Origin of the sequence: Nonomuraea sp. NPDC049129, from assembly GCF_040648495.1 — a bacterium.
Classification (GTDB): domain Bacteria; phylum Actinomycetota; class Actinomycetes; order Streptosporangiales; family Streptosporangiaceae; genus Nonomuraea.
Genome location: NZ_JBEZDU010000022.1, coordinates 94,797 through 119,756, shown reverse-complemented (window position 1 = coordinate 119,756; position 24,960 = coordinate 94,797). Strand labels below are relative to the sequence as shown.

The 24,960-nt window shown below is 70.8% G+C and carries 25 protein-coding genes; 16 read left to right on the top strand and 9 right to left on the bottom strand.

Going from position 1 to position 24,960, the window contains the following annotated elements; translation table 11 throughout:
- Position 1 precedes the first annotated feature (1 nt).
- A complete protein-coding gene (locus AB0B64_RS46025; RefSeq protein ID WP_357944890.1) occupies positions 2–1,534 on the top strand; it encodes a hypothetical protein in 1,533 nt (510 codons plus the stop codon).
- A 110-nt stretch (positions 1,535–1,644) separates the two neighbouring features.
- Here AB0B64_RS46025 and sucB read toward each other — a convergent pair whose 3' ends face one another.
- From sucB to AB0B64_RS46010, 3 genes are read right to left on the bottom strand one after another with little or no spacing between them, the layout of a single operon-like run.
- The gene (sucB, locus tag AB0B64_RS46020) at positions 1,645–3,111 is read right to left on the bottom strand and encodes a 2-oxoglutarate dehydrogenase, E2 component, dihydrolipoamide succinyltransferase (RefSeq protein WP_357944892.1); all 1,467 of its coding nucleotides are present in this window, start codon (positions 3,109–3,111) and stop codon (positions 1,645–1,647) included.
- A 38-nt stretch (positions 3,112–3,149) separates the two neighbouring features.
- Positions 3,150–4,514, bottom strand: a complete 1,365-nt coding sequence (lpdA, locus tag AB0B64_RS46015) for a dihydrolipoyl dehydrogenase (protein ID WP_357944895.1) — start codon at positions 4,512–4,514, stop codon at positions 3,150–3,152.
- A 51-nt stretch (positions 4,515–4,565) separates the two neighbouring features.
- Positions 4,566–6,047 (bottom strand): leucyl aminopeptidase, encoded by a 1,482-nt coding sequence (locus tag AB0B64_RS46010; protein ID WP_357944898.1) that lies wholly within the window; start codon positions 6,045–6,047, stop codon positions 4,566–4,568.
- Between the two features lie 105 nt (positions 6,048–6,152).
- Between AB0B64_RS46010 and AB0B64_RS46005 the strand changes: the two genes are divergently transcribed.
- Positions 6,153–6,500, top strand: a complete 348-nt coding sequence (locus AB0B64_RS46005) for a GntR family transcriptional regulator (protein WP_357944901.1) — start codon at positions 6,153–6,155, stop codon at positions 6,498–6,500.
- Entirely contained in the window at positions 6,497–7,474 is a 978-nt protein-coding gene (locus AB0B64_RS46000) for a hypothetical protein (protein WP_358188269.1), read from the top strand. The genes AB0B64_RS46005 and AB0B64_RS46000 overlap by 4 nt, the downstream gene beginning before the upstream one ends.
- Positions 7,475–7,562: 88 nt before the next feature.
- Here the strand turns inward: AB0B64_RS46000 and AB0B64_RS45995 are convergent, their stop codons facing one another.
- On the bottom strand, positions 7,563–8,393 hold the full coding sequence (locus AB0B64_RS45995; RefSeq protein ID WP_357944907.1) for an adenosylcobinamide-GDP ribazoletransferase: 831 nt from the start codon (positions 8,391–8,393) through the stop codon (positions 7,563–7,565).
- A gap of 261 nt (positions 8,394–8,654) precedes the next feature.
- Here AB0B64_RS45995 and AB0B64_RS45990 point away from each other — a divergent pair, with 261 nt between their 5' ends.
- Positions 8,655–9,455, top strand: a complete 801-nt coding sequence (locus tag AB0B64_RS45990; RefSeq protein WP_358188258.1) for an ATP-binding cassette domain-containing protein — start codon at positions 8,655–8,657, stop codon at positions 9,453–9,455.
- Between the two features lie 138 nt (positions 9,456–9,593).
- Here AB0B64_RS45990 and AB0B64_RS45985 read toward each other — a convergent pair whose 3' ends face one another.
- Positions 9,594–10,565, bottom strand: a complete 972-nt coding sequence (locus tag AB0B64_RS45985) for a bifunctional adenosylcobinamide kinase/adenosylcobinamide-phosphate guanylyltransferase (protein WP_358188249.1) — start codon at positions 10,563–10,565, stop codon at positions 9,594–9,596.
- Positions 10,566–10,962: 397 nt separating this feature from the next.
- Here AB0B64_RS45985 and AB0B64_RS45980 point away from each other — a divergent pair, with 397 nt between their 5' ends.
- Entirely contained in the window at positions 10,963–11,232 is a 270-nt protein-coding gene (locus AB0B64_RS45980) for a hypothetical protein (protein WP_358188242.1), read from the top strand.
- Positions 11,233–11,288: 56 nt separating this feature from the next.
- Positions 11,289–11,495: a hypothetical protein gene (locus AB0B64_RS45975; RefSeq protein ID WP_214637851.1), complete on the top strand. Its 207-nt coding sequence runs from the start codon at positions 11,289–11,291 to the stop codon at positions 11,493–11,495.
- Between the two features lie 66 nt (positions 11,496–11,561).
- Here AB0B64_RS45975 and AB0B64_RS45970 read toward each other — a convergent pair whose 3' ends face one another.
- Complete coding sequence (locus AB0B64_RS45970; protein WP_357944918.1) at positions 11,562–12,563, bottom strand: aldo/keto reductase family protein; 1,002 nt, start codon at positions 12,561–12,563, stop codon at positions 11,562–11,564.
- Positions 12,564–12,620: 57 nt separating this feature from the next.
- Here AB0B64_RS45970 and AB0B64_RS45965 point away from each other — a divergent pair, with 57 nt between their 5' ends.
- Positions 12,621–13,715 carry an SMI1/KNR4 family protein gene (locus AB0B64_RS45965; RefSeq protein ID WP_358188238.1) on the top strand — a complete coding sequence of 365 codons (1,095 nt, stop codon included), beginning with the start codon at positions 12,621–12,623 and terminating at the stop codon, positions 13,713–13,715.
- A gap of 6 nt (positions 13,716–13,721) precedes the next feature.
- Here the strand turns inward: AB0B64_RS45965 and AB0B64_RS45960 are convergent, their stop codons facing one another.
- The gene (locus AB0B64_RS45960; protein ID WP_225298405.1) at positions 13,722–14,306 is read right to left on the bottom strand and encodes a DUF3043 domain-containing protein; all 585 of its coding nucleotides are present in this window, start codon (positions 14,304–14,306) and stop codon (positions 13,722–13,724) included.
- 153 nt (positions 14,307–14,459) lie between these two features.
- On the opposite strand from AB0B64_RS45960, the gene AB0B64_RS45955 reads away from it, so the two are divergent.
- The 7 genes from AB0B64_RS45955 (at position 14,460) to AB0B64_RS45925 (ending at position 21,438) form a co-directional block, all read left to right on the top strand.
- Positions 14,460–15,272, top strand: coding sequence for a PspA/IM30 family protein (locus AB0B64_RS45955; protein ID WP_357944923.1), 813 nt, complete (start codon positions 14,460–14,462; stop codon positions 15,270–15,272).
- Positions 15,269–15,547 (top strand): hypothetical protein, encoded by a 279-nt coding sequence (locus AB0B64_RS45950; protein WP_357944926.1) that lies wholly within the window; start codon positions 15,269–15,271, stop codon positions 15,545–15,547. Before AB0B64_RS45955 ends, AB0B64_RS45950 begins: the two co-directional genes overlap by 4 nt.
- A gap of 2 nt (positions 15,548–15,549) precedes the next feature.
- Entirely contained in the window at positions 15,550–16,446 is an 897-nt protein-coding gene (gene htpX, locus AB0B64_RS45945; RefSeq protein WP_358188227.1) for a zinc metalloprotease HtpX, read from the top strand.
- 4 nt (positions 16,447–16,450) lie between these two features.
- Complete coding sequence (locus AB0B64_RS45940) at positions 16,451–17,008, top strand: hypothetical protein (RefSeq protein WP_357944931.1); 558 nt, start codon at positions 16,451–16,453, stop codon at positions 17,006–17,008.
- A gap of 25 nt (positions 17,009–17,033) precedes the next feature.
- Complete coding sequence (locus tag AB0B64_RS45935) at positions 17,034–18,416, top strand: alpha/beta fold hydrolase (RefSeq protein WP_357944933.1); 1,383 nt, start codon at positions 17,034–17,036, stop codon at positions 18,414–18,416.
- Between the two features lie 187 nt (positions 18,417–18,603).
- Complete coding sequence (locus AB0B64_RS45930; protein ID WP_358188216.1) at positions 18,604–20,784, top strand: serine/threonine-protein kinase; 2,181 nt, start codon at positions 18,604–18,606, stop codon at positions 20,782–20,784.
- A 36-nt stretch (positions 20,785–20,820) separates the two neighbouring features.
- Positions 20,821–21,438 carry an SIMPL domain-containing protein gene (locus AB0B64_RS45925; protein WP_357944938.1) on the top strand — a complete coding sequence of 206 codons (618 nt, stop codon included), beginning with the start codon at positions 20,821–20,823 and terminating at the stop codon, positions 21,436–21,438.
- Between the two features lie 181 nt (positions 21,439–21,619).
- Here the strand turns inward: AB0B64_RS45925 and nadA are convergent, their stop codons facing one another.
- Positions 21,620–22,777: a quinolinate synthase NadA gene (nadA, locus tag AB0B64_RS45920; RefSeq protein WP_358188206.1), complete on the bottom strand. Its 1,158-nt coding sequence runs from the start codon at positions 22,775–22,777 to the stop codon at positions 21,620–21,622.
- Between the two features lie 157 nt (positions 22,778–22,934).
- On the opposite strand from nadA, the gene AB0B64_RS45915 reads away from it, so the two are divergent.
- Entirely contained in the window at positions 22,935–23,288 is a 354-nt protein-coding gene (locus AB0B64_RS45915; RefSeq protein WP_357944942.1) for an iron-sulfur cluster assembly accessory protein, read from the top strand.
- A 113-nt stretch (positions 23,289–23,401) separates the two neighbouring features.
- A complete protein-coding gene (locus AB0B64_RS45910; protein WP_357944945.1) occupies positions 23,402–24,388 on the top strand; it encodes a carbohydrate kinase family protein in 987 nt (328 codons plus the stop codon).
- 136 nt (positions 24,389–24,524) lie between these two features.
- Here the strand turns inward: AB0B64_RS45910 and AB0B64_RS45905 are convergent, their stop codons facing one another.
- Entirely contained in the window at positions 24,525–24,956 is a 432-nt protein-coding gene (locus tag AB0B64_RS45905; RefSeq protein ID WP_357944947.1) for a CBS domain-containing protein, read from the bottom strand.
- Positions 24,957–24,960 lie beyond the last annotated feature (4 nt).

Genomic DNA, 24,960 nt, shown 5'->3' with positions numbered 1-24,960 from the left:
CATGGGCGGACTCGTCGAAGCGGCGTCGGGGGTGGTCGACCGCCGGTTGCTCACCACGACGTTCCTGCCGGTGCTGGCCTTCCTGAGCGCCCTGGCGGCGGTCGCCGTCGCGGGCGTGGGCTGGGCCACAGCGGCCCGCTGGTGGTCGGGGCTCGGCGCGGAGGTGCAGGTCGTCATGTCGGGGCTGGTCCTCGCGGGCGCGCTGCTGATCAGCCAGCTCGTCGCCGTGCGGCGGGTCGGGCTGATCCGGGTCTATGAGGGTTACTGGGACGGCCTGCCGTACGGAGAACGGCTGGCCGAGCGGTGCCGGCTGCGTTTCATGGCATCCGATGACCAGCGGGGCTCCCTGTATCCGGTGGACGAGTCCCGGCTGATGCCGACCGCGCTGGGCAACATCCTGCGGGAGGCCGAGGACCACAGCCGCGACAGGTACGGCATCGACGGGGTGACGGCGTGGCCGCGCCTGTACGCGACGCTGCCGGACACCTTCCGGCAGACGTTCGCGGCGGCTGCGGGGGATCTCGACCTCATGGTCACGGTGAGCGGGCTGGGGCTGGCGTTCTCGCTGGCGGGCGGGGCGCTCGGGGCGGTGCTGCTGCCGTGGCACTGGGCGCTGGGGTGCTGCTGGGGCGGGCTGGTGGTCGCGTGGTGGGGGTATCGGGGGGCGGTGTGTGCCGCTGAGCCGTACGGGGAGTTGTTCCGTTCGGCGTTCGACGTGTATCGGTGGACGTTGCTGGACACAATGGGGCTGCGGCGGCCGTCCGAGTACCGTGGCGAGCCGGAGCAGTGGCGGCAGCTGGACAAGCTCTGGGTGATCGGGGCGGCCGACAGCGAACACGCCACCAGCCTCGGCTACCCGGCCACCGAGCCCATGCAGCCCCTTTTGGACCCCTCCGGATCCGCCCCGAAGTCCGTTGAGCCCGCCCCGAAGTCCACCGAGCCCGTTCCGGACCCCGCCGGGGCTTCGGTGAGTGCCTCGGGGGGCGGGCGGAAGGCACGACCGCTGCGGTTGGGCCCGTGGCTGGTGGCCGTGGCGACCGTCATGGGGATCCTCGTCGTCGCGGGCAACCTGGCCGTCCGATCGCCGGGCGGCTGGGTGGCCGCCCGCACGCTGCACCCGTACCAGGTTCTCGCCGCCACCGACGTGAAGGGCCCGTCCGCGGTCGGCGCGGTAGGCCGGTACGTGCTGCGCCAGATCGAGGAGGGCAAGCAGGTACCCCCGGAAGCCCTGGGCCCTCGTCTGCCACGCGGCGCCGTCGACGGCAAGACCGTCATCACCCTGCGCCCGGGCCCCGGCCATCTGTACGCCGACGCGGCCGCCCGGGGCACGACGGCCATGCTGCGTCTCGTGCTCCCGCCCGCCACATCGGCCGAGAAGGCGGAATCCCTCACCTTCTCCGGCGTCACCGTCCTCGACCTGTCCGGCGGCGAGCCACGAACGGGCCTGGTGATCGCGCTCTCCGCCGATCGCGTCGAGGAACTGCTCGGCCACGTCGTCGGCAGCGATGTCTACCTCGTCACCACCACCAGCTGACCGAGTCGAGGGCGGTGGGTGCGATCCCGCAGAATCGCCGTCACCGATGTCCGAGGTGGGTGGGCCAGGGCCGAGGAAGGCGATCAATCCCCGGCCCTGGCGCGCGTGAACTACGCGAGGCCCAGCTGAGCCTCGAAACGACCCTCTTCGAGGCGCCGCTTCACGGTGGTCAGGAAGCGGGCCGCGTCGGCGCCGTCCACGAGGCGGTGGTCGTACGTCAGCGCCAAGTACACCATCGACCGAACGGCGATGACCTCGCCCTCAGCGGTGTCGATCACGACGGGACGCTTCACGACGGCGCCGGTGCCGAGCATGCCGACCTGCGGCTGGTTCAGGATCGGCGTGTCGAACAGGGCGCCGCGGCTGCCCGTGTTGGTCAGCGTGAACGTGCCGCCGGTGATCTCGTCGGGCGTCACCTTGTTGGCGCGGGTGCGCTCGGCCAGGTCGGCGGTCTTGCGGGCGAGGCCGGCCAGGTTGAGGTCGCCGGCGTTCTTGATGACCGCCGCGATCAGGCCGCGCTCGGTGTCGACCGCGAGGCCCAGGTGCTCGACGTCGAAGTAGGTGACCTCCATGGTCTCGTTGTTGATCGTGGCGTTGAGCTTCGGGTGCTGCTTGAGCGCCTCGATGGCCGCCATCTCGAAGAACGGCATGAACGACAGCTTGACGCCCTCGCGGCGCAGGAAGTCGGCCTTCGCCTGGTCGCGGAGCCGGGCGATCTTGGTGACGTCGACCTCGACGACCGTGGTGAGCTGGGCCGCGGTCTGCAGCGACTCGACCAGGCGCTTGGACATGGTCTGCCGCAGCCGCGACATCTTCTCCGTACGGCCGCGCAGCGTGGTGTCGACCTCGACGGGCTCGGGAGCGGCGGCGACCGGAGCCGGCGCGGCCTGAGCGGGCGCGGCGGCGGGAGCCGGAGCGGCCTGGGCGGCGGCGGGAGCCGGCGCGGCGGCCTGCTCGCGCTGCGACTTGGCGGCCTCCAGGACGTCCTGCTTGCGGATGCGACCGCCCACGCCGGTGCCGGTGATCGACTCGAGGTCGACACCGTGCTCGTTGGCGAGCTTACGCACCAGCGGCGTCACGTACGGGCTGTCACCCGAGGACGGCAGCGGGGTCGGCTCGGCGGCGGCCGGAGCCTGCTGGGCGGGCGCCGGAGCGGCCGGAGCCTGCTGCACCGGCGCGGGAGCCGGAGCCGGAGCGGGCGGCGGGGCCTGGGCAGGAGCGGGCTGCGGGATCGAGGAGACCGGCGCGGGAGCCGGGGCCGGCTCGGGCTCCGGCTGCGGCTCGGGCTGCGCGGCGGGCGCCGGCGCGGCCTCCTGCGTGGCGGCGCCGCCGGCCTGGCCGTTCTCGTCGATGACGGCGAGCTCGGCGCCGACCTCGACGGTCTCGTCCTCAGCGACGACGATCTTGGTGAGGACGCCGGCGGACGGCGACGGGATCTCGGTGTCGACCTTGTCGGTCGACACCTCGAGGAGCGGCTCGTCGGCCTCGACGCGCTCGCCCTCCTTCTTCAGCCAACGGGTCACCGTGCCCTCGGTGACGCTCTCGCCGAGCTGGGGCATCTGTACAGAGACCGGCATCGTTATCTTCTCTCGCGTTCTGATTTCGAGGGCTTGAATTAGTTGTGTACGTGCAACGGCTTGCCGGCCAGGGCCAGCATCGCCTCACCGACGGCCTCGGACTGGGTCGGGTGGGCGTGGATGAGCTGGGCGACCTCTGCGGGCAGCGCCTCCCAGTTGTAGATCAGCTGACCCTCGGTCACGAGCTCGCCGATGCGACGGCCCACCATGTGGACGCCCACGACGGGGCCGTCCTTCTGGGCGATGACCTTGACGGCACCCGCGGTGCCGAGGATCTGGCTCTTGGGGTTGCCCGCGAGGTCGTAGACCTGTTCGACGATCTCGATGCCGCGCTCGGCGGCCTGAGCGGACGTGATGCCCACCGAGGCGACCTCGGGGTCGGAGTAGGTGATGCGGGGCACGCCCGCGTAGTCGATGGCGGGCGGGTTGAGCCCGGCGATGTGCTCGGCCACCATGATGCCCTCGGCGAACCCGGCGTGGGCCAGCTGGAGGGTCGGGATCAGGTCGCCGATGGCGTAGACGCCGGGGACCGAGGTCTGGCAGTGCTCGTCGACCACGACCGCGCCGCGCTCGATCGCGATGCCCTGCTCCTCGAAGCCCATCCCGGCCGAGACGGCGCCGCGGCCGACCGCGACCAGCAGCAGCTCGGCGTCGAGGGTCTTGCCGTTGGCGAGCGTGACGACCACACCGGTGTCGGTGGTCTTGACGCCCTCGAAGAAGACGCCCAGCTCGTACTTGATGCCGCGGCGGCGGAAGGCGCGCTCGAGCAGCTTGGAGCTCGACTCCTCCTCGGTCGGCAGCAGGTGGGGCAGCGCCTCGACGATCGTCACCTCGGCGCCGAAGGAGCGGTAGACGCTGGCCAGCTCGACGCCGATGACGCCGCCGCCCAGCACGATCACCGAGGAGGGCACGCGGTCCATCCTCAGCGTGTGCTCGCTGGTGATGACGCGCTCGCCGTCGATGTCCAGGCCGGGCAGCGACTTGGGCGCGGAGCCGGTGGCCAGGACGATGTGGCGGCCCTCGTAGACCTCGGAGCCCACCTGGATCCGGTGCGATCCGACCAGGCGGCCCTCGCCTTCGACGATCGTCACGCCGGCGCCCTTGAGCAGGCCCTGCACGCCCTTCCAGGCGCGGGTGACGATCTTGTCCTTGAACGCGTGGACGGCCGGCACGTCGATGCCGTCGAACCGGGCCTTGACGCCGAACGTCTCGCTCTCGCGGGTCTCGTCGGCGACCTCGGCCGAGTGCAGCAGGGCCTTGGTGGGGATGCATCCCCTGTGCAGGCAGGTGCCGCCGATCTTGTCCTTCTCGATCAGGGCGACCGTCTTGCCCAGCTCAGCCGCCCGTAGCGCGCAGGCGTATCCGCCGCTGCCGCCTCCCAGGACGACGATGTCGTAGGCCACAGTCAGGCTCCTTGTCGGGGTGTTCGTGATGCCGTCATCTTTTCATTTGTTTCAGATGCTCGCGTGCCGCTCGGCCAGTCCGATGAGCGTGCGGGTGATGGCCCCGGTGCCGCCCTTCGGCGTGTAGCCGTGCGGCTCGCCCTTGTTGAACGCGGGTCCGGCCATGTCGATGTGCGCCCAGCGCACCCCGTCGGGCACGAACTCCTTCAGGAAGATGCCCGCGGCCAGCATGCTGCCCCAGCGTTCGGGCTGGAGGTTGGCGATGTCGGCGATCGGGGAGTCGAGACCCTTGCGCAGCTCCTCCGGCAGCGGCATGCCCCAGGCGCCCTCGCCCGCGGCGCCGGCCACCTCGACGACCAGCTCGCGCACGGCGTCGTCGTTGGCCATGACGCCGGCCGTGCGCCAGCCGAGTGCGACGATCTGCGCGCCGGTGAGGGTGGCCACGTCGACGATCAGGTCGGGGGAGTCCTCGGCGGCGCGGGCGATGCCGTCCATGAGGACCAGGCGGCCTTCGGCGTCGGTGTCGAGCACCTCGACGGTCTTGCCGCTGTAGCTGTGGATGACGTCGGAGGGGCGCTGCGCGGTGCCGCTGGGCAGGTTCTCGGCCAGGCAGAGGTAGCCGACGACGTTGACCTTCGGGGCCAGACGGGCGACGCCGATCAGGGCGCCCAGGACCGCGCCCGCGCCGCCCATGTCGGATTTCATCCAGTCCATGGAGGCGGACGGCTTGAGCGACAGGCCGCCGGAGTCGAACGTGATGCCCTTGCCCACGTACGCCAGCGTCTTGGTGGCCTCGGGGTGGGTGTAGGAGAGGCGGACCAGGCGGGGCGGGTTGGCCGAGCCCTGGCCGACGCCGATGAGGCCGCCGTAGCCGCCGTCCTTGAGCTGCTTCTCGTCGAGCACCTCGACGCTCAGCCCGGCCTCGCCGCCGCGCTGCTCGGCGATCTCGGCGAACTTGGCCGGCCACAGGTCGGAGGGCGGCGTGTTGACCAGGTCGCGGACGAGCGTGACCGACTCGGCGAGCACGGAGGCGCGGCCGGCGATCCCGTCGGATCCATCCGCTTCGTTCGCCGACAGTACGGTGAGGTCGCCCACGGGCGCCTTCACCTCGCCGTTGGTGCGGTAGCGGGAGAACCCGTAGGCGCCCAGCAGCGCGCCCAGCGCCACGGCCTCGGCCTGGTCGGCCGATTCGGCGGGCAGGAGGAGCGCGGCGCGGGCGGTGCCGGCGAGGGACCGTACGGCGGCCCCCGCGGCGCGGCGTAGCGTCTCGGCGTCGGCGGAGTCGCCGAGACCGACCGCGACCAGCAGCGGAGCGGTGATGGCGCCGAACACGGGCACCTTGGCGAGCTCTCCGGGCTTGCCGGAGAAGCCGACGGCGGTGAGCGTGGCGGCGAGTCTGCCGCCAAAGGCCGCGTCGAGGGACTCGGCGCCCGTGGCGGGGCGAGGGCCTTCGGGGCCGGACCGGAACCCGACGATCAGCGCGTCGGTGTCGAAAGAGACTGGATCTGCTGAGTTCAGCCGCACAGTGGTCACGTAAACCGATGCTATCCAGGGTTTAGAGGTACTCACAAACAGGGGTTCATCCTACCATTCGCCGACGCGCGCCCAGGGCGACTTGGTGCTAGTGTCATTAGCACCATGTTGCTGACTCTGGACCTCAACGACGCGCGACCCCTGCACGAGCAGGTGGCCGGCGCGATCCGCCGTGCCATCGGCGAGGGCTCGTACGCGCCGGGCGACCGGCTGCCACCCGCCCGCGACCTGGCCGAGGCGCTCGGCATCAACCCCAACACGGTGCTGCGCGCCCTGCGTGACCTGCGTGACGAGGGGCTGCTGGAGTTCAGGCGGGGGCGCGGCGTGAGCGTCGCGGGCCGCGCCGACGGGCGGGCGCTGCTCCTGCAGCGGGCCCGCGAACTGCTGGAAGAGGCCACGAGGCTCGGCTACCGCCGCGAAGACCTCATCACGATGCTGGAGGAGCTGCCATGAACTCCCGATTCGCCGCCGCCGCTTGGGGGCTGATCGTCGCCGCCGCGCTGGTCGCGGCGCCACTCGCGATGCGCGGTCGGCTGCCCGACCCGCTGGCCGCGCACTGGAGAGCGGGTCTCGTGCCCGATGGCGAGCAGTCGTTCACCGCCTTCCTGATGGTGAGCGTCGTGACCTGGGGTGTGGCCTGGGCGGTGCTGTTCGGGGTCGCGGTGAACGGGAAGGCGATGGAGCGCAGGCTGAGCCGGATGTACTGGTGGGGGTCCCTGGCCGGGATGAGCGTGTTCGCGCTCGGCATGAGCGGCGCGACGCTGCTCGCCAACCTCGACGCGCCCACCTGGCGGGAGGCGGACCTGGAAGGCCGCACCATGCGGGCCGTCGTCGGCGTCGCGCTCGCCGCCGCGCTCCTGGCCGGCTACCTCGGCCGTGGCGGGCTCGACCAGCGCCCGCCCGCGGGCGAGGAGCCGCCGCGGCTGCGGCTCCAGCCGGGACAGCGCTCGGTATGGGTCAGCCGCATCACCAACTCCTGGCTGACCGCCATGAGCATGGCCGCGGCCGTCGCCCTGGCCGTGGCCGGCGTGCTGGCGATCACTGGAGTCCTGGCTGGTCTGCCTGCCGGGGGTACGGTGCCCGGGCTGGGCATCGTCCTGTTCGCCGGACTGCTCACCTCGTCGCTCACCGCCCGGGTCACCCGGGACGGGCTGGCGATCGGGTTCGGGCCGCTGGGCTGGCCGGTGCGGCGGATCCGGCTGTCGAAGATCGACAAGGCGTGGTCCGAGTCGCGGTATCCGAGCCAGGTCGGGGGCTGGGGCCTGCGCGGGCTGCCGGGCAGCGCCACCATCATGCTGCGGGGCGGCGAATGCCTGATCATCCGCTACCGCTCCGGCGGGCAACTGGCCGTGAGCATCGACGACGCCGAGCGCGGCGCGGCCCTGATCAACGCCTTGATCGCGGAGCGGCCGGCCGTACAGGCGTGACGCTCTCCCAAGGGGTACGAACGGCCGCGTCCATCAGCGGAGCACGGCGCAGATCGTGAGCGTGGTGGCCATGAAGGGGTGGCGTCGGTCAGCCGAACACGGCGCAGACCGTGAGCGTAGTGGCCGTGGCCGTCTCGACGAGGGCCCCCAGCACGTCGCCCGTGACCCCGCCCAGGCGCCGCCTGGCATGGCGGAGCAGGAGCAAGGCCGCCGCGAGCCCGGCTGCCACGCCGAGGGGAAGGACGTACACCATCCCTTGTCCCGCCACCAGGCCGAGGCCCGCTGCCGCCGCCAGGGTCAGGGCGGTGACCGCCCAGGCGGCGCCCGGCCGTACCGTGCCCGCGACCAGCGCGCCGAGCCCGTCGGGGCGGGCGGCGGGAACGGCCGACCGGCAGGCCCAGGTGAGCGCCAACCGGCCGGTGACGCAGGCGATCACCAGGGCGGGCGGCCCGAGCCCGGTCAGAGCGGGCGGTTCGAGCCCGGAAAGCGTGGTCGCCAGGGATGCCGACCCGAGCCCGGACAGCGCGGTTGTCTGGGTTGTCGGCGCGAGCCCGGAAAGGGCGGTCACCTGGATGAGCAGCGTCAGCACCAGGGTGATCACCCCGAACGGCCCAATATCCGACTTTTTCATGATGTCGAGCGCCTGAGGGGCGGGCTTCCCGCTGCCCAGCCCGTCCGCGAGATCGGCCAGGCCGTCCAGATGCAGCCCCCGCGTCAGTACGGCCAGCAGCCCGACCGCGAGCGCCGCACCCAGCAACGGCGGCCCCGGGAGCAGCAACGGCAGACAGGCCACCGCGCCCAGCACCAGCCCGATGGCCGGGGCCAGCACCATCGCCCGCCCCGCCACTTGGCGATCGACCCGTGTCACCCGGACCGGGAACACGCTCAACGTCCCGATAGCGAACCGCACCCCGTCCATCACACTCTCCCTACGGTCGCCGACGCGTGCACGGACCAGGCCCAAGACGCGCGCGCTCTCCCTATGGTGTCGGCGTGTCCACGGACCGGGGTCAAGTAGCGCACGTCACGGCGCCCAGCCCGGTGAACCGGAGGAGCGTGCCCCTGGACAGACCTCAGCCGCAGATGGCGGGTGGGGCTCACCGGGCCGGCCGTAAAAATAGCAATAACACCCACCCATCGGACGCTGAGGGAGTCCGGGGGCGGCCACTAGGGTGGCCGGATGCACGTTGTTGAACTCGAAGGCGTAGGAGTCCGGGTCGCCGGCAAGTCGCTGCTGAGTGCGGTCGACTGGCGAGTGGAGTACGGCGAGCACTGGGCCGTGCTCGGGCCCAACGGCGCCGGCAAGACGACGCTGCTCTCGCTGGCCGCGGCCGTACGGCACCCGACGGAGGGCACGGTCAGCGTCCTCGGCCACCGGCTCGGCCGGGCCGACGTACGCTCGCTGCGGCGCCACATCGGCCTGGTGGCCTCCAGCCAGCGGCTGATCGACGAGGAACTCCTGGAGGAGGAAGGCGCCACCGCCCTCACCGTGGTGCTCACCGGCCACACGGGCACGAGCGCCCCACTCTGGGACAAGTACGGCGACGCCGAGCGGGACCGCGCACTGCGCCTGCTGGGGGACGTCGGCTGCAAGGACCTGTCCGAGCGCCTGTTCCGGGTGTGCTCCCAGGGTGAGCGGGCCAGGATCAGGGTGGCCAGATCGCTCATGGCGGACCCGGCGGTGCTGCTGCTCGACGAGCCGTTCGCCGGCCTCGACCTGCCGGCCCGCGAAGACCTCATCGAAGCGGTGGAGGACCTGGCGACGACCAGGCCGGTGCTCACCACGGTGACGGTGACCCACCGCCTGGAGGAGGTACCCACCACGACGACGCACGCCATGCTCATGCGCGACGCGCGCGTCCTGGCGTCGGGGCCGGTCGCGGACGTCCTCACGCCCGCGAACCTGTCCGACTGTTTCGGCCGTTCCCTGCACGTGGATCGCATGGAGGGTCGCTGGTACGCCAGAGCGATTCGCCACTAGCCCGGTCATACGCCAGAGTCGTCCGCGGCCGTGCCAGACCGTACGCCGGAGCGGTCCGCCGCCCGCCCTGGCCATACGCCGGAGCGGTCCGTCGCCGGGCCGATCCGGACCGCACGCGGGCGTCGCGTATCTCCGGTGTCACAGACGCACTGGGCGGCCGGCGATCACCAGGGCGACATATTCGGACTCGTCGGCGAGGCGCTCGTTGAGCCGCCCCAGCTCGTCCCTGAACGCCCGCCCGCTGGCCGTGGCGGGCACCACGCCCATGCCCACCTCGTCCGACACGGCCACGATCCGCTGGGTCGTACCCCGCCACGCCGCCACCAGCTCATCGCACCGCGCGGCGACCGGCGCCCGATCGCCGTCCCAGGCACCACACTCGTCGAACACCGCCGCCAGCCACGTGCCCAGTCCGTCGACCAGCAGCGGCGTCGTCGCCGCGCGGATCGTCCCCGCCAGGTCGGTGGTCTCCACCGTCGCCCAGTGCGCGGGCCTGCGCTCGCGGTGGGCCCGTACCCGCGCCGCCCACTCACCGTCGCCTTCGCCGCGCGAGCCGGTGGCGACATAGGTGACGTACGGGTCGGCGGCCAGTCGTAGCTCAGCCTCCGCCGACTTGCCCGAACGGGAACCGCCCAGCAGCAGAGTTCTCCTCGGCTGTGCTGGAGCCTGTGAAGCCGGTGGGACGGCGAGTGTGGTGTCGAGCGTCGTCCCGTCCGGCACGGCTCGTACGCCCCACAGGGCGAGCCGCCGTGACAACTCCTCCTCGGACCTGACCCGGTGGTCCAGGCCGACGGCCACCACCTGGGTGCCGTCGGCCACCAGGCCCGCCCGGCGCAGGAGCCCGATCCGCTCGGGCCGGTCGAGCGGATCGATCAGCACGATGTCGTACGGGCCAGCCGGGGACGCCGCCGCCTCCGGGGTCGCTGTCGCCTCCGGGACCGCCGTGGCATCCGGGGTCGCCGTCGCGGCCGAGAGCGTTGCTGCGTTCGGGGTTACTGTCGCGGCCGGGAGCGCGTACAGCAGGCGGGTGCCATCGGGGCCCTCCAGGCCGTGACTGTCGGCCAAGGTCCGGTAACCGGGCGGCTCGTCGTCGAACGGGAAGCGCGCCACACCGTCGACGACGAGCTCGAAGGGTCGTCGGTAGCCGGAGGGGAGCCCAGCACATGAGGCGCACGGGCAACCCGGTTCCGGCCAGCCCGTGGGACTTGCGGTACCGGCGAGAAGGAGTTTCACCAGGCCGAGCGTACATAGAGCCCGGCATCCCGGCCTGCGGCGGAGATGCCGCTTTTGGCGGGCTGAGGGTCTTGGGGTTGGGGGTGGCCTGCGGTGGAACTGCTGGTGGTGAGTGGCGGCCCCTCCGACGAGGCGCCGTCCAGCGAGGCGTCGGCGGGTGAGGCGGGGGCGGGTAAGGCGGGGGTGCCGAGGTCGGTGCCGGTGCTGGCCCTCCGACGAGCAACCGCCCGCGGAGGGGCTGACGAAGTGCGTGACGGGCGCGGAGACCGCCTCTATGGCCCAACTACTGGTCTCGGCTGCCAAGGCCCGTGGCAACGCTCAGGGGGACGTGGTGACGATCAACGCCTACCCGGCCAGCAAGCGGGTCGTGGTCAGGGTGGACTTCGGCGACCCCGAGTCCGACGCCTTCCTGTCGGAGGCCGCGGGGTCCTTGCCGCACACCGTCTGGAACGACGGCAGGCCGCCACACGAGCCGCTCCGAAGGCGACTCCCGCCGGCACACGATACGCGCGCGGCATCGATTGACCGCCAAGCTCGGGAGTAAGGTTCCAGTGCCGTCGGAGGGTGCGTCGGCGAACCTGCGGAAAAGGAGCGTATGGCATGACATGGCGGTGGCGTTATGAAAATGCAAATGGTGGTGAGGTAACGGATCGCCCTTTGCCGCGAGAAGTTTTTCCGAGCCAGGCGGACGCGGAGTCCTGGCTCGGCGAGAACTGGGGTGAGCTGCTGGAATCCGGGGTCGAGCAGGTGGCGCTGCTCGACGAGGACCGGGTCGAATACACGGGATTGTCATTGCGTCCGGAGTGAAGCAAGGAGAAATGAAAAACCCCTTGAGCGTCATTGTTGCTCAAGGGGTTTTTGCTGCCGGTGATGTTATGGGCGCTTCGGCGGGCTGGCCGTCTTGGCGGGATCGCGCTCGACCACCGGGCCGAGCACGGAGTCGATCCGCTCCAGTACGTCGGAGTCGAGCTTGACCCCGACCGCCTTGACGTTGTCGCGCACCTGCTCGGGGCGGGAGGCGCCGACGATGGCGCTGGAGACGTTCGGGTTCTGCAGGACCCAGGCGACCGCGAGCTGCGCCATGGTGAGGCCCAGGTCGGCGGCGATCGGCTGGAGCTCCTGTACGCGGGTGAGGACGTCGTCGTTCATGAAGCGGGCGATCATGTCGGCGCCGCCGGCCGTGTCGGTCGCCCTGGAGCCTGCCGGCGGGGCCTGGCCCGGCAGGTACTTGCCGGTCAGTACGCCCTGCGCGATGGGCGACCAGACGATCTGGCCGATGCCCTCACGCTCGCTGAGCGGCACGACCTCCGGCTCGATGACCCGCCAGAGCATCGAGTACTGAGGCTGGCTGGACACGATCCGGTCGAAGCCCATGTCGTCGGCGATCTTCAGCGCCTGGGCGATCTGGTCGGCGGTCCACTCGCTGACGCCGATGTAGAGGACCTTGCCCTGCCGTACGAGATCGTCGAAGGTCTTGAGCGTCTCCTCCAGCGGCGTCTCGAAGTCGAAGCGGTGCGCCTGGTACAGGTCGACGTAGTCGGTCTGCAAGCGTCGCAGCGAGCCGTGGATGGACTCGGTGATGTGCTTACGGGACAGGCCGCGGTCGTTCGGACCGGGGCCCGTCGGCCAGTAGACCTTGGTGAAGATCTCCAGCGATTCCCTGCGTACGCCCTTCAGGGCCCGGCCGAGCACCGACTCGGCCTTGGTGCCGGCATAGACATCGGCGGTGTCGAACGTCGTGATGCCCTCGTCGAGCGCCGCCTGCACGCACTGCTTGGCGGCGTCCTCCTCGACCTGGGAGCCATGGGTGAGCCAGTTGCCGTAGCTGATCTCGCTGACCTTGAGACCGCTGCGACCGAGGGTACGGAATTCCATAGATCCGACCTTAGGCCCGTCTCATGAAGTGATCTAAATCGGGATAGGGTGCGCGACGTGCTGAAGCTCGTACGGCTGGCGCTGACCGCGGCCATCCTGACCGCGATAGCGGTACGGCTGCGCCGCCGGGCCCGCAGCCTGAAGCAGGGGCCTGAGCAAGGGACGGAGCCGAGCGGCCCCGAGCCGATCCTGGGCCGCCCCAGCGGGGCTGATCTGGCGCGTTACCGGGTGCGCGGCAGGGCCCGGCCGGTGATGGCGCTGCTCGGCGTGGCCGCGCTGACCGCGGTGGTCTTCGGGGTGTTCGCCCTCATGGGCATGCCGATCCACGACCGGGAAGAAGACCCTGTCGGCGAGATGTTCCGCGACGCCGCGAGGCGCTCGGCCATGGCCGCCACCGCCGACCCCGCTCCCGCCCAGCCCGCCACCGACGAGCCCATTCCCGCCGAGTCCGTTTCCGCCGGGCCCACTCCCGACGAGCTCGCTCCCGACGAGTTCGCTCCCGACCAAGCGGCCTCGACGCCTTCGCCCGCCGTACCCGATCCGTTCTGCCACCCCGAGCCGCGGCCGGTCACCGTCCGGCCGCTGGACCCCAAGGTGAAACGCGCGGTCGACCGCCAGTGGCGGCGCGTCGAACGGTGGCTGAAGGCCAACGCGCCCAAGACGTACGCGACGCTGGGCCGTCCGGGCCGCGCCAAGACGATCGCTGTGGCCGAGTCGCAGATGGGCGTGGACTTCCCCGACAGCCTGCGCGCCTCGCTGCTGCGCCACAACGGCTCCAGAGGGGCCGGCGCCTTCGGCTTCGGCGCCTGGTTCGACGGCACCGTCAACCTCGGCATCCGCGACATCAGGGACACCTGGCGGGCTCTCTGCGCCAACAACGGCACCGACCCGGCGATCGGGTGGTGGCACGGCCGGACGATCCCCGTCCTCTCCTTCGGTCAGCGTGAGGGAGCGGACCTCGAATACGCCGTGGTCGACTCCATCGGCGGCAAGGTCGGCTGGGACGACATGGTCTCCGGCATGAGCCCGCGCCTGCCCTCCTACTACGCGCTGATGCGGACCGTCGCCGACAGCCTGGAGAACCGTACGGAGTTCGACGGCTGGCGGCCCACGGTCACGCGAGGGATGCTGCGCTGGGAGAAGTCGGAGTGAACCGCGTTACTTCTTGGGCGGCACCGGCTTGCCGCCCGGCAGGACCGCGGGCGGCGGGAAGCGCAGCTTGCGGATCTGCAGGGCCCGCATCGCGGCGTAGAAGCCGACGCCGCGCAGGTTCTCCTTGGGATACTTCTCCGCCACCAGCTTCTTGATCCGCCAGGCCACGAAGATCGAGGTGAAGAGCACACCGATCATCATGATCGGCCAGCCGATCGTGATCACGTAGCCGAGCACCAGCGGACGGATGTCGGCGGGCCACGGGATCCACGTCGCCAGCAGGATCACCAGCGAGAACGGCAGGAAGTATTGGCTCGGCAGCCGCCGCGAGTCGACCCAGTCGCGCGCGAACTTGCGCGCCGGGCCCTTGTCGCGGGCCGGGAAATAGCGTTCGTCGCCCGCGAGCATGCCCTTGCGGGCCCGCTCGCGCTCGACAGTCTGCTTGGCGCGGGCCTGTCGATAGGCCTCTTTGCGGTCCTTGGGCGCGGTGACCGGCTGGCGCCGTCTGCCTTCCGCGTCCCGGCGCTTGGGTGTGGGACGACCCTTGCCCTGGGGCTTAGGATCGTCAATGGGGACGGGGGTGTCGTCCACGGAGGTTTGGGAACGGCGTCGCAACACGACGTCAACCCTACCTGGATGGCAACTTAGTGACGCCCCCGTGCGTTATGCGTAGGGTAATCCCAAGGCGGCTGCGCTGCACTGGGTGAACACCAGCACGACCTAAGAAGGGGACGGCCGACGCGCATGAGCGTGATGAAGAGACTTTCGATGATCTTCAAGTCCAAGGCCAACAAGGCCCTGGACAAAATGGAGGATCCGCGCGAGACCCTCGACTATTCCTACCAGCGGCAACTGGAGTTGCTGCAAAAGGTACGCCGGGGCGTGGCGGACGTCGCCACCTCGCGCAAGCGGGTGGAATTGCAGGTCAACGGCCTCGAACAGCAGGCCAGGCGCTATGAGGAGCAGGGCCGCAAGGCGCTGTCCGTCGGGCGCGAGGACCTGGCCCGCGAGGCCCTCCAGCGCCGGTCCAATCTGCAGTCGCAGATGGCCGACCTGAAGATCCAGCATGAGAACCTGCAGGCCGAGGAGGAGAAGCTGACCACGGCTTCCCAGCGGCTGCAGGCGAAGGTCGACTCCTTCCGTACGAAGAAGGAGACGATCAAGGCCACCTACACCGCGGCCGAGGCGCAGACGCGCATCAACGAGGCCTTCTCCGGCATCTCCGAGGAGATGGGCGACGTCGGTCTCGCGATCCAGCGCGCCGAGGACAAGACCGCGCAGATGCAGGCCCGCGCCGGTGCCATCGACGAGCTGCTCGCCAGCGGCGCGCTCGATGACTACAGCGGCACGCGCGGCGACGACATCCAGGCCGAGCTCGACCGTATGGGCGGCGGCATGGACGTGGAGCTGGAGCTGGCCAGGATGAAGGCCGAGCTCGGCCAGGGTCCGGCGCCCAAGAGCGCCATCGAGCCGGGCCAGGGCGGCCAGCAGGCCGCGCCCCAGCAGGCTCAGCCTCAGAACACGCAGCAGCTGCGCCAGCCTGGGGAGGGCGCATGATCGTCAGAATCATGGGCGAGGGGCAGGTCGAGATCTCGGCCGACGACATCTCCGTGCTCAACCAGCTCGACAGCGAGCTCGAGTCGGCCATCGAGTCCGACGACGAGGCGAGCTTCCGGGTCAAGTTGCACGCTCTGCTCGACAAGGTCCGCCTCGTGGGCAAGTCGCTTCCCGACGACAGCCTTGAGCCGTCAGAGCTGATCCTTCCCCCCGCGGACGCCTCGATCGAGGAGGTCCGGGAGATGCTGGGCGACCAGGGCCTCATCCCGGGCTAGCCGTGAACACGCGGTTCGCACCCGACCGCGGTCTGACCACCCGCATGGTCGTGACGATGTTCCTGCTGGGGCTGCTCTACGTGGCCTTCATGGGCGTCCTCATCGCTGTGGGCGTTCAAGGACTGGTCGTGCTGGTACTCGCCGGGGGCCTGCTGCTCGCGCAGTACTTCCTGTCCGATCGCATCGCGTTGTTCGCGATGCACGGCCGGGAGGTCTCGCCGCAAGAGGCTCCCGAGCTCCATGGCATGGTCGACCGCCTGTGCGCGATGGCCGACATGCCCAAGCCGCGGGTGGCGATAGCGGATTCCGACGTCCCCAACGCCTTCGCCACCGGCCGCAACCAGAACAATTCCGTCCTCTGCGTGACGACCGGCATCCTGCGCCGCCTGGAGCCCCAGGAGTTGGAGGGCGTGCTGGCACACGAGCTGTCGCATGTCGCCCACCGTGACGTCGCGGTCATGACGATCGCCTCGTTCCTCGGCATCGTGGCCGGTCTGATGACCAGGTTCGCCCTGTACACAGGGCTGGGGCGCAGCCGCGACAACAACGGCGGCGTGCCGATCGGGCTGATCATCATGCTGGTCTCGATCGTCGTGTACGCGATCAGCTTCCTGCTCACCCGAGCCCTGTCGCGCTACCGCGAACTGGCCGCGGACCGGGCGGGCGCGCTGCTCACCCAGCGGCCGTCGGCCCTGGCCAGCGCGCTGACCAAGGTCACCGGCGACATGGCCAGGATCCCGAGCCAAGACCTGCGTGAGGCGGCGCCGTTCAACGCCTTCTACTTCGCCCCGGCGCTGGCCAAGGGCGCCTCCATCGCCACCCTGTTCTCCACTCACCCACCGCTGGAGCGCCGCCTGGAGCAGCTGGCCAGGATCTCCGCCCAACTCGGAAGGGGCTGACCGTATGGGCTGGCTCGACACCCTGCTAGGCCGGTCGAAGCCCGCACCACCCAACCTCGACGCACTGTTCGCGCTGCCGTCCGCGGCGGTGACACTGCAGGCCGCCACCGGTCTCGTTCCCACCGGTCTCGGCTCGGTGTCCTTCCGCGCGGCGGAGGGCGGCGCGTTCGCCACCCTCGAAAGCGACGTGCAGGCGCTGCTCGGCGACCGCGTCGACAAGTCCTCCGACGGTTACGGCTACACCTGGCTCCTGGTGCGCCGATCGCCCGACGACATCAGCGACCTGGTCACCGAGCTGCACGCGGTCAACGCCTCGCTGGAGGGCGCCGGATTCGGTCCCTCGCTGCTCTGCTCGCTGGTGTCGTTCACCGATCCCAACGGCCGGCGGTTGGCGGTCGTCTACCTGTACAAGCGCGGCACGTTCTACCCCTTCGCGCCCCTGTCCGGCCAGCACCGCGACAACGCGCTCGAACTCCAGGCCAGAGGCGCGCTGGAGGGCGAGCTACCGCTGGAACAGGACCTCGGCCGCTGGTTCCCGGTATGGGGCGCCCCCGGCCTCTGATCGCACCGGGTGATCTAATGATCACGTGGAGCGACGACTGCTGGTGCTCGCGGCCACCGCCTTCGTGGTGGCGGCCGTGCTGTACAGCGCCTGGATGCCCGGCCAGTTCACCAGCCCGCTGGTCGACCGGAGCGACGGCCTGGTCGGCGAGCTGGCGGCGCGCGACCAGCCCGCGACGCGCCTGTTCAGGACCGCCGACGTGCTGGCGGGCCTGGCGATCGTGCTCGGGGTGGCGCTGACGCCCAGGGTGCGGCGGGAGCGGTTCGCCTGGCTCGGGCTGGCGGCCTTCGGCGTTCTCGTGCTCGCCGGTGGGCTGTTCCCGCTCGACTGCGCCGCGCTGGGCGATCCCGTCTGCGAGCTCGGCCCGCTGTCGCTCTCGCACCACGTCCACGTCGTGACCGGCGTGCTGGCCACGGCCGCCGTGCTGGCCGCGATGGCCCTGCTGAGCCGATACTGGGACACCTGCCTCGCCTGGCTGATCACCGGCGCGGCCCTGGGCGTCACCGCACTGACGCTGGCGGCCATCGCGGGCGGATATCCGGCCGGGCTGGCGCAGCGCGGGCAGGCGACGCTTGTGGCGATTTGGCTGGTGTACGTCGCGCTGCGACTGCTGGAGGCCGACGACCCTCCGCTGTCGCTTGGTCAGGGGCCGCATGTGGTCGTTCAGGGCGTGGGGCCGGTCGTGCTCATCAGCGCGGGGCTGGGCGGTGCGTCGTCCCACTGGGACGGGGTGGCCGCCGAACTGGCCCGGAGCCACCGGGTGATCCGCTTCGACCGGCCCGGTCTCGGCCGCAGTCCCGCCTCGCCGGCTCCACCCACTCTGTACGGGGAGGCGGCCCGCCTGGCCGCCCTGGCCCCCGCCCATCCCGAACAGGTCACCGTGGTGGCCCACTCGGTGGCCGCCTGGCACGCGGAGGCGTTCGTCAGGCTGCATCCGATGTGCGTGTCCCGGCTGGTGCTCGTCGACCCGAGCCGCGCCGACCGTGACCGGCGCGCCTCGTCGCTCGGCCGGTCCGTCGGCCGATGGCTGCCTGCGCTGGGCGGTGCCTGGGGCGCCGCCGCGCTCGCCTTCCTGGCGGGGCCGGTCGTCCATCGGCTGGTCAGTGGACTGCCGGACCGGGGGCGCGGGTACCGTACCGGCCGGGTGCTCGCCGCGGCCGTTGGGGAGTTTCTGGCCCGGCGGGACATGGCGGCCGACCTGCGCCTTGTCCGGGCGCGGCACGCCTTTCCCGACGTACCGGTGACGGTGATCAGCCCGGTGGCCGTGATCAGCGCGGGCGGGAGGGCACGACGTCAGGAGCGGCTGGCGGGCGACCTGAACGCCGACCACGTCCGCCTGACCTCCTCGACCCGCCGCATCCACCTCACCGCCGCTGGCGCGATCATCGACGCCGTTCGCGGCCTGTGACGCGACGCGCCCGCGGCCTGTGGCGTGACACCGTCCGGGGCCGTGACGCGACGGCGCGCCCGGCCTCGGCGGCGGACCGCGGGACGACGCGACCGGCGTGTTCTGGCTGGTGTGTGGGTCGATGGGCTGACGCGGAGCCGCGGAACCCACCAGAATGGCGGAAAAGACGCCATATATGGGGGTTGCAATGCCGGACCTCGTGGCCCTCAGGCCAGGGGATCCCGCGTCGGTCGGGGCGTACACCCTGTCGGGGCGGCTGGGCGAGGGCGGGCAGGGGACCGTCTACCTCGCGACCGCCGCCAACGGCGCGCGGGTCGCGGTGAAGCTGCTCCGCGCGGACCTGGCCGGAGACCACGAGGCGTCCGAACGGTTCGTCCGCGAGGTGGCGATGGCCCGGCGGGTCGCCCCTTTCTGCACCGCTCAGGTCATCGAGACGGGGCTGTTCGGCGGTCTGCCGTACATCGTCAGCGAGTACATCGACGGGCCGACGCTCGACGACGTGGTGCGTACGGACGGTCCGCGCTCGGGGACGTCCCTGCACCGCCTGGCGATCGGTACGGTGACCGCGCTCGTCGCCATCCACCAGGCGGGCATCGTGCACCGCGACTTCAAGCCGTCGAACGTCGTGCTGGCCTCCGACGGACCCCGGGTGATCGACTTCGGCATCGCCAGGGCGCTCGACCTGACCTCGTCGCTGACGGCCAGCGCCATCGGCACACCGTCGTTCATGGCGCCCGAACAGCTCACGGAGGCGGCTCCCGGGCCTCAGGCGGACATGTTCGCGTGGGCGTGCACGCTGCTGTTCGCCGCTTCCGGGCAGCCGCCGTTCGGGCAGGACAGCCTGCCGGCGGTGGTGAACCGGATCATCCATACCGACGCCGACGTCACGCCGATTCAGGATCCGGCGCTGCGCTCGCTGGTGACGGACTGCCTGGCCAAGGATCCCGGTCGGCGGCCGACGGCGGGCGAGGCGCTGATGCGGCTGCTCGGCCACGGGCCCGGCGGCGCCGCACCCGGCCTCCAACACCAGTCCGGCGGCGCCCCGCCCAGCCTCCTGCACCAGGGGACCGCCGTGGCCGCCTCGGGCCCCATCCCGCCGGTCACCTCGGGTCCCATCCCGGCGATGGGCTCCACACCTCGGGCGCCGGGTGGCTCGGGGCCGGTGCCGTCGGCGCACATGCCGTACCAGCAGCCTCCGCCGCCCCCGTACGCGCGGCCGTTATACCAACAGCAGCTCCCGCTGACCCAGCCGCCCGCCCGGACGGGCGGCAGGCGGGGCATCGGGTGGATCGTCGCCACGGCGGTCGCCTGCACGCTGGCGCTGGCCACCGTCGGCGGCATCGTCGCGGTACGGCTCGCGTCCCTGCCCGGCCCGATCGGCACCTCCTCGCCGACACCGGAGAACACGAACAGCCCGGACGCCTCGTACACCCCGACCCCGCCGACCCCCACCCCCACCCCGACGCCGACCCCGAGCCCGGACCAGAGCACCCGGACGATCGCGCTGCCCGGCACCTCCGTCGAGATCAGGGAGAACGGCTCCGACCCGATCAAGCTGGCCTCCTACAGCCTGAACGGCGGCAAGGGCGTCTACATCCGGCGGGCCGCCTCTGACGACTTCACGCTCGACAACCACTACTTCGAGTACGCCCTGGACGCCGACGGAGCCCGCGCGCTCGCCACCGACGTCGACTACAGCGGCGACGGCTACTCCCTCGTGTCGATCATCGACCACCGGACCGGCGCCAAGCGCACGGTGAAGCTCAGCATGAGGCCGGTGTTCCCGACGACGCCACGCTGGTCGCCGGACGGCAAGCTCGGCCTGGTCACGCTCTTCAAGGATGAGAGCGGGGAAAGCGTCGAGTACGGCTATGGCGTCATCGATATCGCGCGGGGCACGGGCAAGGTCTACCAGGTCAAGGAGAAGGGCGCGGGCGAGTGGCGCTTCTTCTGGGACGCCGGCGGGCAGGCCGTCGGTACGTGGGTGGGCGGCCGGATGAAGTTCTACGACCTGGACGGCAACGCGCTGCGCACGCTGACCAGCGCGGGCTCGCCCGTCTGGGTGGAGGGCGACGACGTCTCCCCGTCGGGCGGGCTGTTCCTGTCCCACTGCACCGCGGCGGGCGGCGCGGTCTGCGCCAGGTCCACGACGGGCGGCGGCGGCACGCCCGTGACCATCCCGTTCGCCACCAACCGGCTCATCGGCTGGTGGGATGACCAGCACCTGGCCGTGTGGCGGGTCAAGGGCGCCGGATACGAGGCGGTTGTGATCGATCTGAAGGGGCAAGTCATCAGAGTGCTGGCCACCGCGGCCAAGCGGGCCGAGTTCGACAAGATGGGCATGCGCTTCAGCCGCGGTACGCCCTGACGAACCCGCCGATCCTACGGACCCGAGGGGGTGCGCGTGGAAACGGAGCACGAGCAGATCGCCGTCGCCGGCGAGGGGGCGGTCTCGGCCGCGCCTGACGTCATGCGCCTGAACGCGGGCGTGGAGGTGCGCAGGACCGCGGCCGCCGAAGCCTTCGCCGCCGTCAGGGCCGCCGCCGTCCGGCTCACAGAGGCGCTGACGGGGGCCGGCATCGCCCCGGAGGACCTGCGTACCAGCGAGTTGTCCCTTGGTCCCGAGTACGAGGTCTATCCCAAGGTGGCCGCATACAGAGCCGCGCAGGGCGTCGAGGCGCTGGTCCGCGACCTGTCGCGGGCCGACCGGGTGATCGACACCGTGGCGGCGGTGGGGGAGGAGGCGCGGCTGAACGGCGTCTCGTTCGAGCTGTCCGACCCCAGCGGGGCCCTGGCGCAGGCGAGGACACGGGCGTTCCGTGACGCCGCCGCCAAGGCCGCCCAGTACGCCGAACTCGCCGGGCGCCCGCTGGGCGGGGTCGTCTCGGTGACCGAGGAGTCGGTGGGCGGGCCGCAGCCGATGGCGTTCGCCGCGCTGGCGGCGGAGGAGAAGGCGTCGATCAGCCCCGGACGCCAGACCTTGTCGGTTGGCGTCCGGGTTGTGTACGCCTTCGGTGATTAGTGGGGTTCGTCGCGCGACCGTCTCGATCCCTGCGACGGTCCGTTGTGGCTGGGGTCCCTTCGGGGGGTTCCCCTGCCGGGGTGGGAAAGAAGCGGTCCGTTGTGGGCTGGGGTCCTTTGAGGGATTACCCCCTGCGGGGGAGCGGATAAGGGCGGTCCGTTGTGGCAGGGGAGCCCCGGCGTTAGGGGAGGGCCAGCATGCGGTCCAGGGCGACCTTGGCCCAGTGGGTGGTGTCGGCGTCGACCGTGATCTGGTTGACGACCTCCCCGAGCGCCAGTGACTCCAGTGCCCACACCAGGTGCGGCAGGTCGATCCGGTTCATCGTCGAGCAGTAGCAGACCGTCCTGTCCAGGAACGAGACGTTCTTGTCGGGGAACTGCGTGGCGAGCCGCTTGACCAGGTTCAGCTCGGTGCCGATCGCCCAGCTCGAACCCGCCGGAGCCGCCTCCAGCGTCTTGATGATGTGCTCGGTCGAGCCGACGTGGTCGGCCTTGAGCACCACCTCGTGCTTGCACTCCGGGTGCACGAGCACGTTGACGCCCGGGATGCGCCGCCGTACGTCATCGACCGACTCGGCCGTGAAACGGCCGTGCACCGAGCAGTGGCCCTTCCACAGGATCATCTTGGCGCGGTCGAGCTGCTCGCGGGTGAGGCCGCCGTTCGGGCGGTGGGGGTTCCAGACGACGCAGTCGTCCAGCGACATGCCCATCTCCAGCACCGCGGTGTTGCGGCCCAGATGCTGATCGGGCAGGAACAGCACCTTCTCCCCCTGCTCGAAGGCCCAGTCGAGGGCCCTCTTCGCGTTGGAGGAGGTGCAGACCGCGCCGCCGTTGCGGCCGCAGAAGGCCTTGATGTCGGCGCTGGAGTTCATGTACGTGACGGGAATCACCTGATCGGCGAGACCGGCGTCCTCCAGCGACTCCCAGCACTCCTCGACCTGGTCGAAGGTGGCCATGTCCGCCATCGAGCAGCCCGCCGCCAGGTCGGGCAGGATCACCTTCTGCTCCTGGCCGGTCAGGATGTCGGCGGACTCGGCCATGAAGTGCACGCCGCAGAAGACGATGAACTCCGCCTCCGGCCTGGCCGCGGCCTGCTGCGCGAGTTTGAAGGAGTCGCCGGTGACGTCGGCGAACTGGATGACCTCGTCACGCTGATAGTGGTGACCCAGCACGAACAAACGGTCACCGAGCGTCTCCTTGGCCTTGCGCGCCCGCTCCACCAGGTCCGGATCGGAGGCCGGTGGCAGCTCACCAGGACAGTCGACCCCCTTCTCGCTGTGCGGATCGGCGTCCCGGCCGAGTACGAAGAGCGGCAGCCCAGTCTGGGTGGCCATGGCCATACCCCCTTATCGTCGAACTGACGATACTCATCATGACATATCGCCCGTAGCGCTTATTCCGGGGGTCCGGAGGGCTGGGAATGTGTAGCACAGGGGATGTGTTGGTAGCGTCTAAGTAGGACGTCGTAAACAGACAGCCGGGTTAGGGAGTCAGCAGATGACGGTTGAGAGCAGCGAGACCACGACGCAGGGCCTGATCCTGACTGACGCGGCCGCCGCCAAGGTCAAGGCCCTGCTTGAGCAGCAGGGCGAAGAGGGCCTGCAGCTGCGCGTGGCCGTGCAGCCGGGTGGCTGCTCCGGTCTGCGCTACCAGCTCTTCTTCGACGACCGTTCGATGGACGGCGATGTCGTGTCCGACTTCGGCGGCGTGAGCGTGGTCACCGACAGGATGAGCGCCCCTTACCTGCTGGGCGCCTCCATCGACTTCGTCGACACGATCGAGAAGCAGGGCTTCACCATCGACAACCCCAACGCCACCGGCTCCTGTGCCTGTGGCGACTCGTTCAACTAGTCGATGCGTCTAAGGTCCCGCTCGCATCCGTGCGACGCGGGACCTTCGCGTATCCTTACTCGCGTATCCTCGTTTGGTTCATTGGCTTGCCGACAACGAGGAAGAAGAATCCCGTGCGCATCGCCGTCACCGGCTCCATCGCGACCGACCACCTGATGACCTTCCCAGGAAGCTTCGGCGATCAGCTCATCGCCGAGCAGCTCGATCGGGTGTCGCTCTCCTTCTTGGTGGACGACCTGCAGATACGTCGCGGCGGGTGCGCGGCGAACATCGCCTTCGGCATGGGCTGCCTGGGGCTCAAGCCGATTCTCGTGGGCGCGGTCGGCTCGGACTTCGCCGACTACCGCTCCTGGCTGGAGCGCCACGGCGTGGACTGCGATTCCGTGCACGTCTCCGAGAACCATCACACGGCCCGCTTCCTGTGCACCACGGACGAGCATCACAACCAGATCGCCTCGTTCTACACCGGCGCGATGGCCGAGGCGCGGCTCATCGAGCTGCGGCCCGTCTCCGACCGCGTGGGCGGGCTCGACCTGGTGCTCATCAGCCCCAACGACCCCGACGCCATGCTGCGCCACACCGACGAGTGCCGCCAGCGTGGCATCCCGTTCGCCGCAGACCCCTCGCAGCAGCTCGCGCGCATGGGCGACGAGCAGATCCGTGACCTCGTCGACGGCGCCGCCTACCTGTTCTCCAACGACTACGAGAAGGGGCTCATCGAGCAGAAGACCGGCTGGTCCGACGCCGAGATCCTCGACCGGGTGGGCGTCCGCGTCACCACGCTCGGCCCCAAGGGCGCCGTCATCGACCGCGCGGGCGAGCCGTCCATCCAGGTCGCTCCCGCGCCGGAGCAGGGCAAGGCCGACCCGACCGGCGTCGGCGACGCCTTCCGCGCCGGCTTCCTGTCCGGTCTGGCCTGGGGCCTGCCGCTGGAGCGCTGCGGCCAGCTCGGCAACCTGACCGCCACGCACGTGCTGGAGCGGGTCGGTGGCCAGGAGTACGAGCTCGGGCAGAAGGCCTTCCTGGAGCGCTTCGGCGCCGCCTACGGGGCCGGGGCCGCCGAGGAGATCGCGGACCTCGTCCGCTGCCACCACGCCTGACCCGCCACCGCCTCCCCACGCGGATCGCCCCGCCGCACGGTCAGTGCGGCGGGGTGGTGTGTTCCTCCGCGAAGACGCGCCCTGTACGCGGCCCGCGACATCGCAGGGCGTCCGCGGCCCGCGATGCGGCAGGTGGTCAGGCGTCCATGTACACCCGGTGGACGAACTCGACCAGCTGGTCGTCGGGCAGGTGCCTGGCCAGGTCGGCCTCGGTGATCATGCCGACGATCCGCATGTCCGCCATCACCGGCAGCCGCTTGATCTGGTGCTCCTCCATGAGCTGGAGGGCCTCCTCGACCGTGGCGTCGGCCGGCACCGAGACCAGCCCGACCACCAGGTCGCCCGCCCGCATGGCCGACGGGGCACGGCCCTCGGCCACGCACTTGATCACGATGTCGCGGTCGGTGATGATCCCGGTCACGCGGTCGTCCACGCAGACCGGCAGTGCCCCGACATGGCTGTCACGCATCATTTGCGCGGCCCGATCGAGCGTCTCGTGGGCGGGGATGCACTCCGCGCCTTGGCTCATCAGGTCGCGCGCGGTCCGATGTGAATGTCCATCCGTCATGTCT

Bases quoted from the DNA above. Each gene is read 5' to 3' on its own strand.
- AB0B64_RS45955 (WP_357944923.1), top strand. From the start codon at position 14,460: ATGAGCGTGATGAAGAGACTTTCGATGATCTTCAAGTCCAAGGCCAAC.
- nadA (WP_358188206.1), bottom strand. From the start codon at position 22,777: ATGGCCATGGCCACCCAGACTGGGCTGCCGCTCTTCGTACTCGGCCGG.
- AB0B64_RS45930 (WP_358188216.1), top strand. From the start codon at position 18,604: ATGCCGGACCTCGTGGCCCTCAGGCCAGGGGATCCCGCGTCGGTCGGG.
- sucB (WP_357944892.1), bottom strand. From the start codon at position 3,111: ATGCCGGTCTCTGTACAGATGCCCCAGCTCGGCGAGAGCGTCACCGAG.
- AB0B64_RS46000 (WP_358188269.1), top strand. From the start codon at position 6,497: ATGAACTCCCGATTCGCCGCCGCCGCTTGGGGGCTGATCGTCGCCGCC.
- AB0B64_RS45915 (WP_357944942.1), top strand. From the start codon at position 22,935: ATGACGGTTGAGAGCAGCGAGACCACGACGCAGGGCCTGATCCTGACT.
- AB0B64_RS45970 (WP_357944918.1), bottom strand. From the start codon at position 12,563: ATGGAATTCCGTACCCTCGGTCGCAGCGGTCTCAAGGTCAGCGAGATC.
- AB0B64_RS45940 (WP_357944931.1), top strand. From the start codon at position 16,451: ATGGGCTGGCTCGACACCCTGCTAGGCCGGTCGAAGCCCGCACCACCC.
- AB0B64_RS46025 (WP_357944890.1), top strand. From the start codon at position 2: ATGGGCGGACTCGTCGAAGCGGCGTCGGGGGTGGTCGACCGCCGGTTG.
- AB0B64_RS45950 (WP_357944926.1), top strand. From the start codon at position 15,269: ATGATCGTCAGAATCATGGGCGAGGGGCAGGTCGAGATCTCGGCCGAC.
- AB0B64_RS46005 (WP_357944901.1), top strand. From the start codon at position 6,153: ATGTTGCTGACTCTGGACCTCAACGACGCGCGACCCCTGCACGAGCAG.
- AB0B64_RS45990 (WP_358188258.1), top strand. From the start codon at position 8,655: ATGCACGTTGTTGAACTCGAAGGCGTAGGAGTCCGGGTCGCCGGCAAG.
- AB0B64_RS45905 (WP_357944947.1), bottom strand. From the start codon at position 24,956: ATGACGGATGGACATTCACATCGGACCGCGCGCGACCTGATGAGCCAA.
- AB0B64_RS45995 (WP_357944907.1), bottom strand. From the start codon at position 8,393: ATGGACGGGGTGCGGTTCGCTATCGGGACGTTGAGCGTGTTCCCGGTC.
- AB0B64_RS45975 (WP_214637851.1), top strand. From the start codon at position 11,289: ATGACATGGCGGTGGCGTTATGAAAATGCAAATGGTGGTGAGGTAACG.
- AB0B64_RS45980 (WP_358188242.1), top strand. From the start codon at position 10,963: ATGGCCCAACTACTGGTCTCGGCTGCCAAGGCCCGTGGCAACGCTCAG.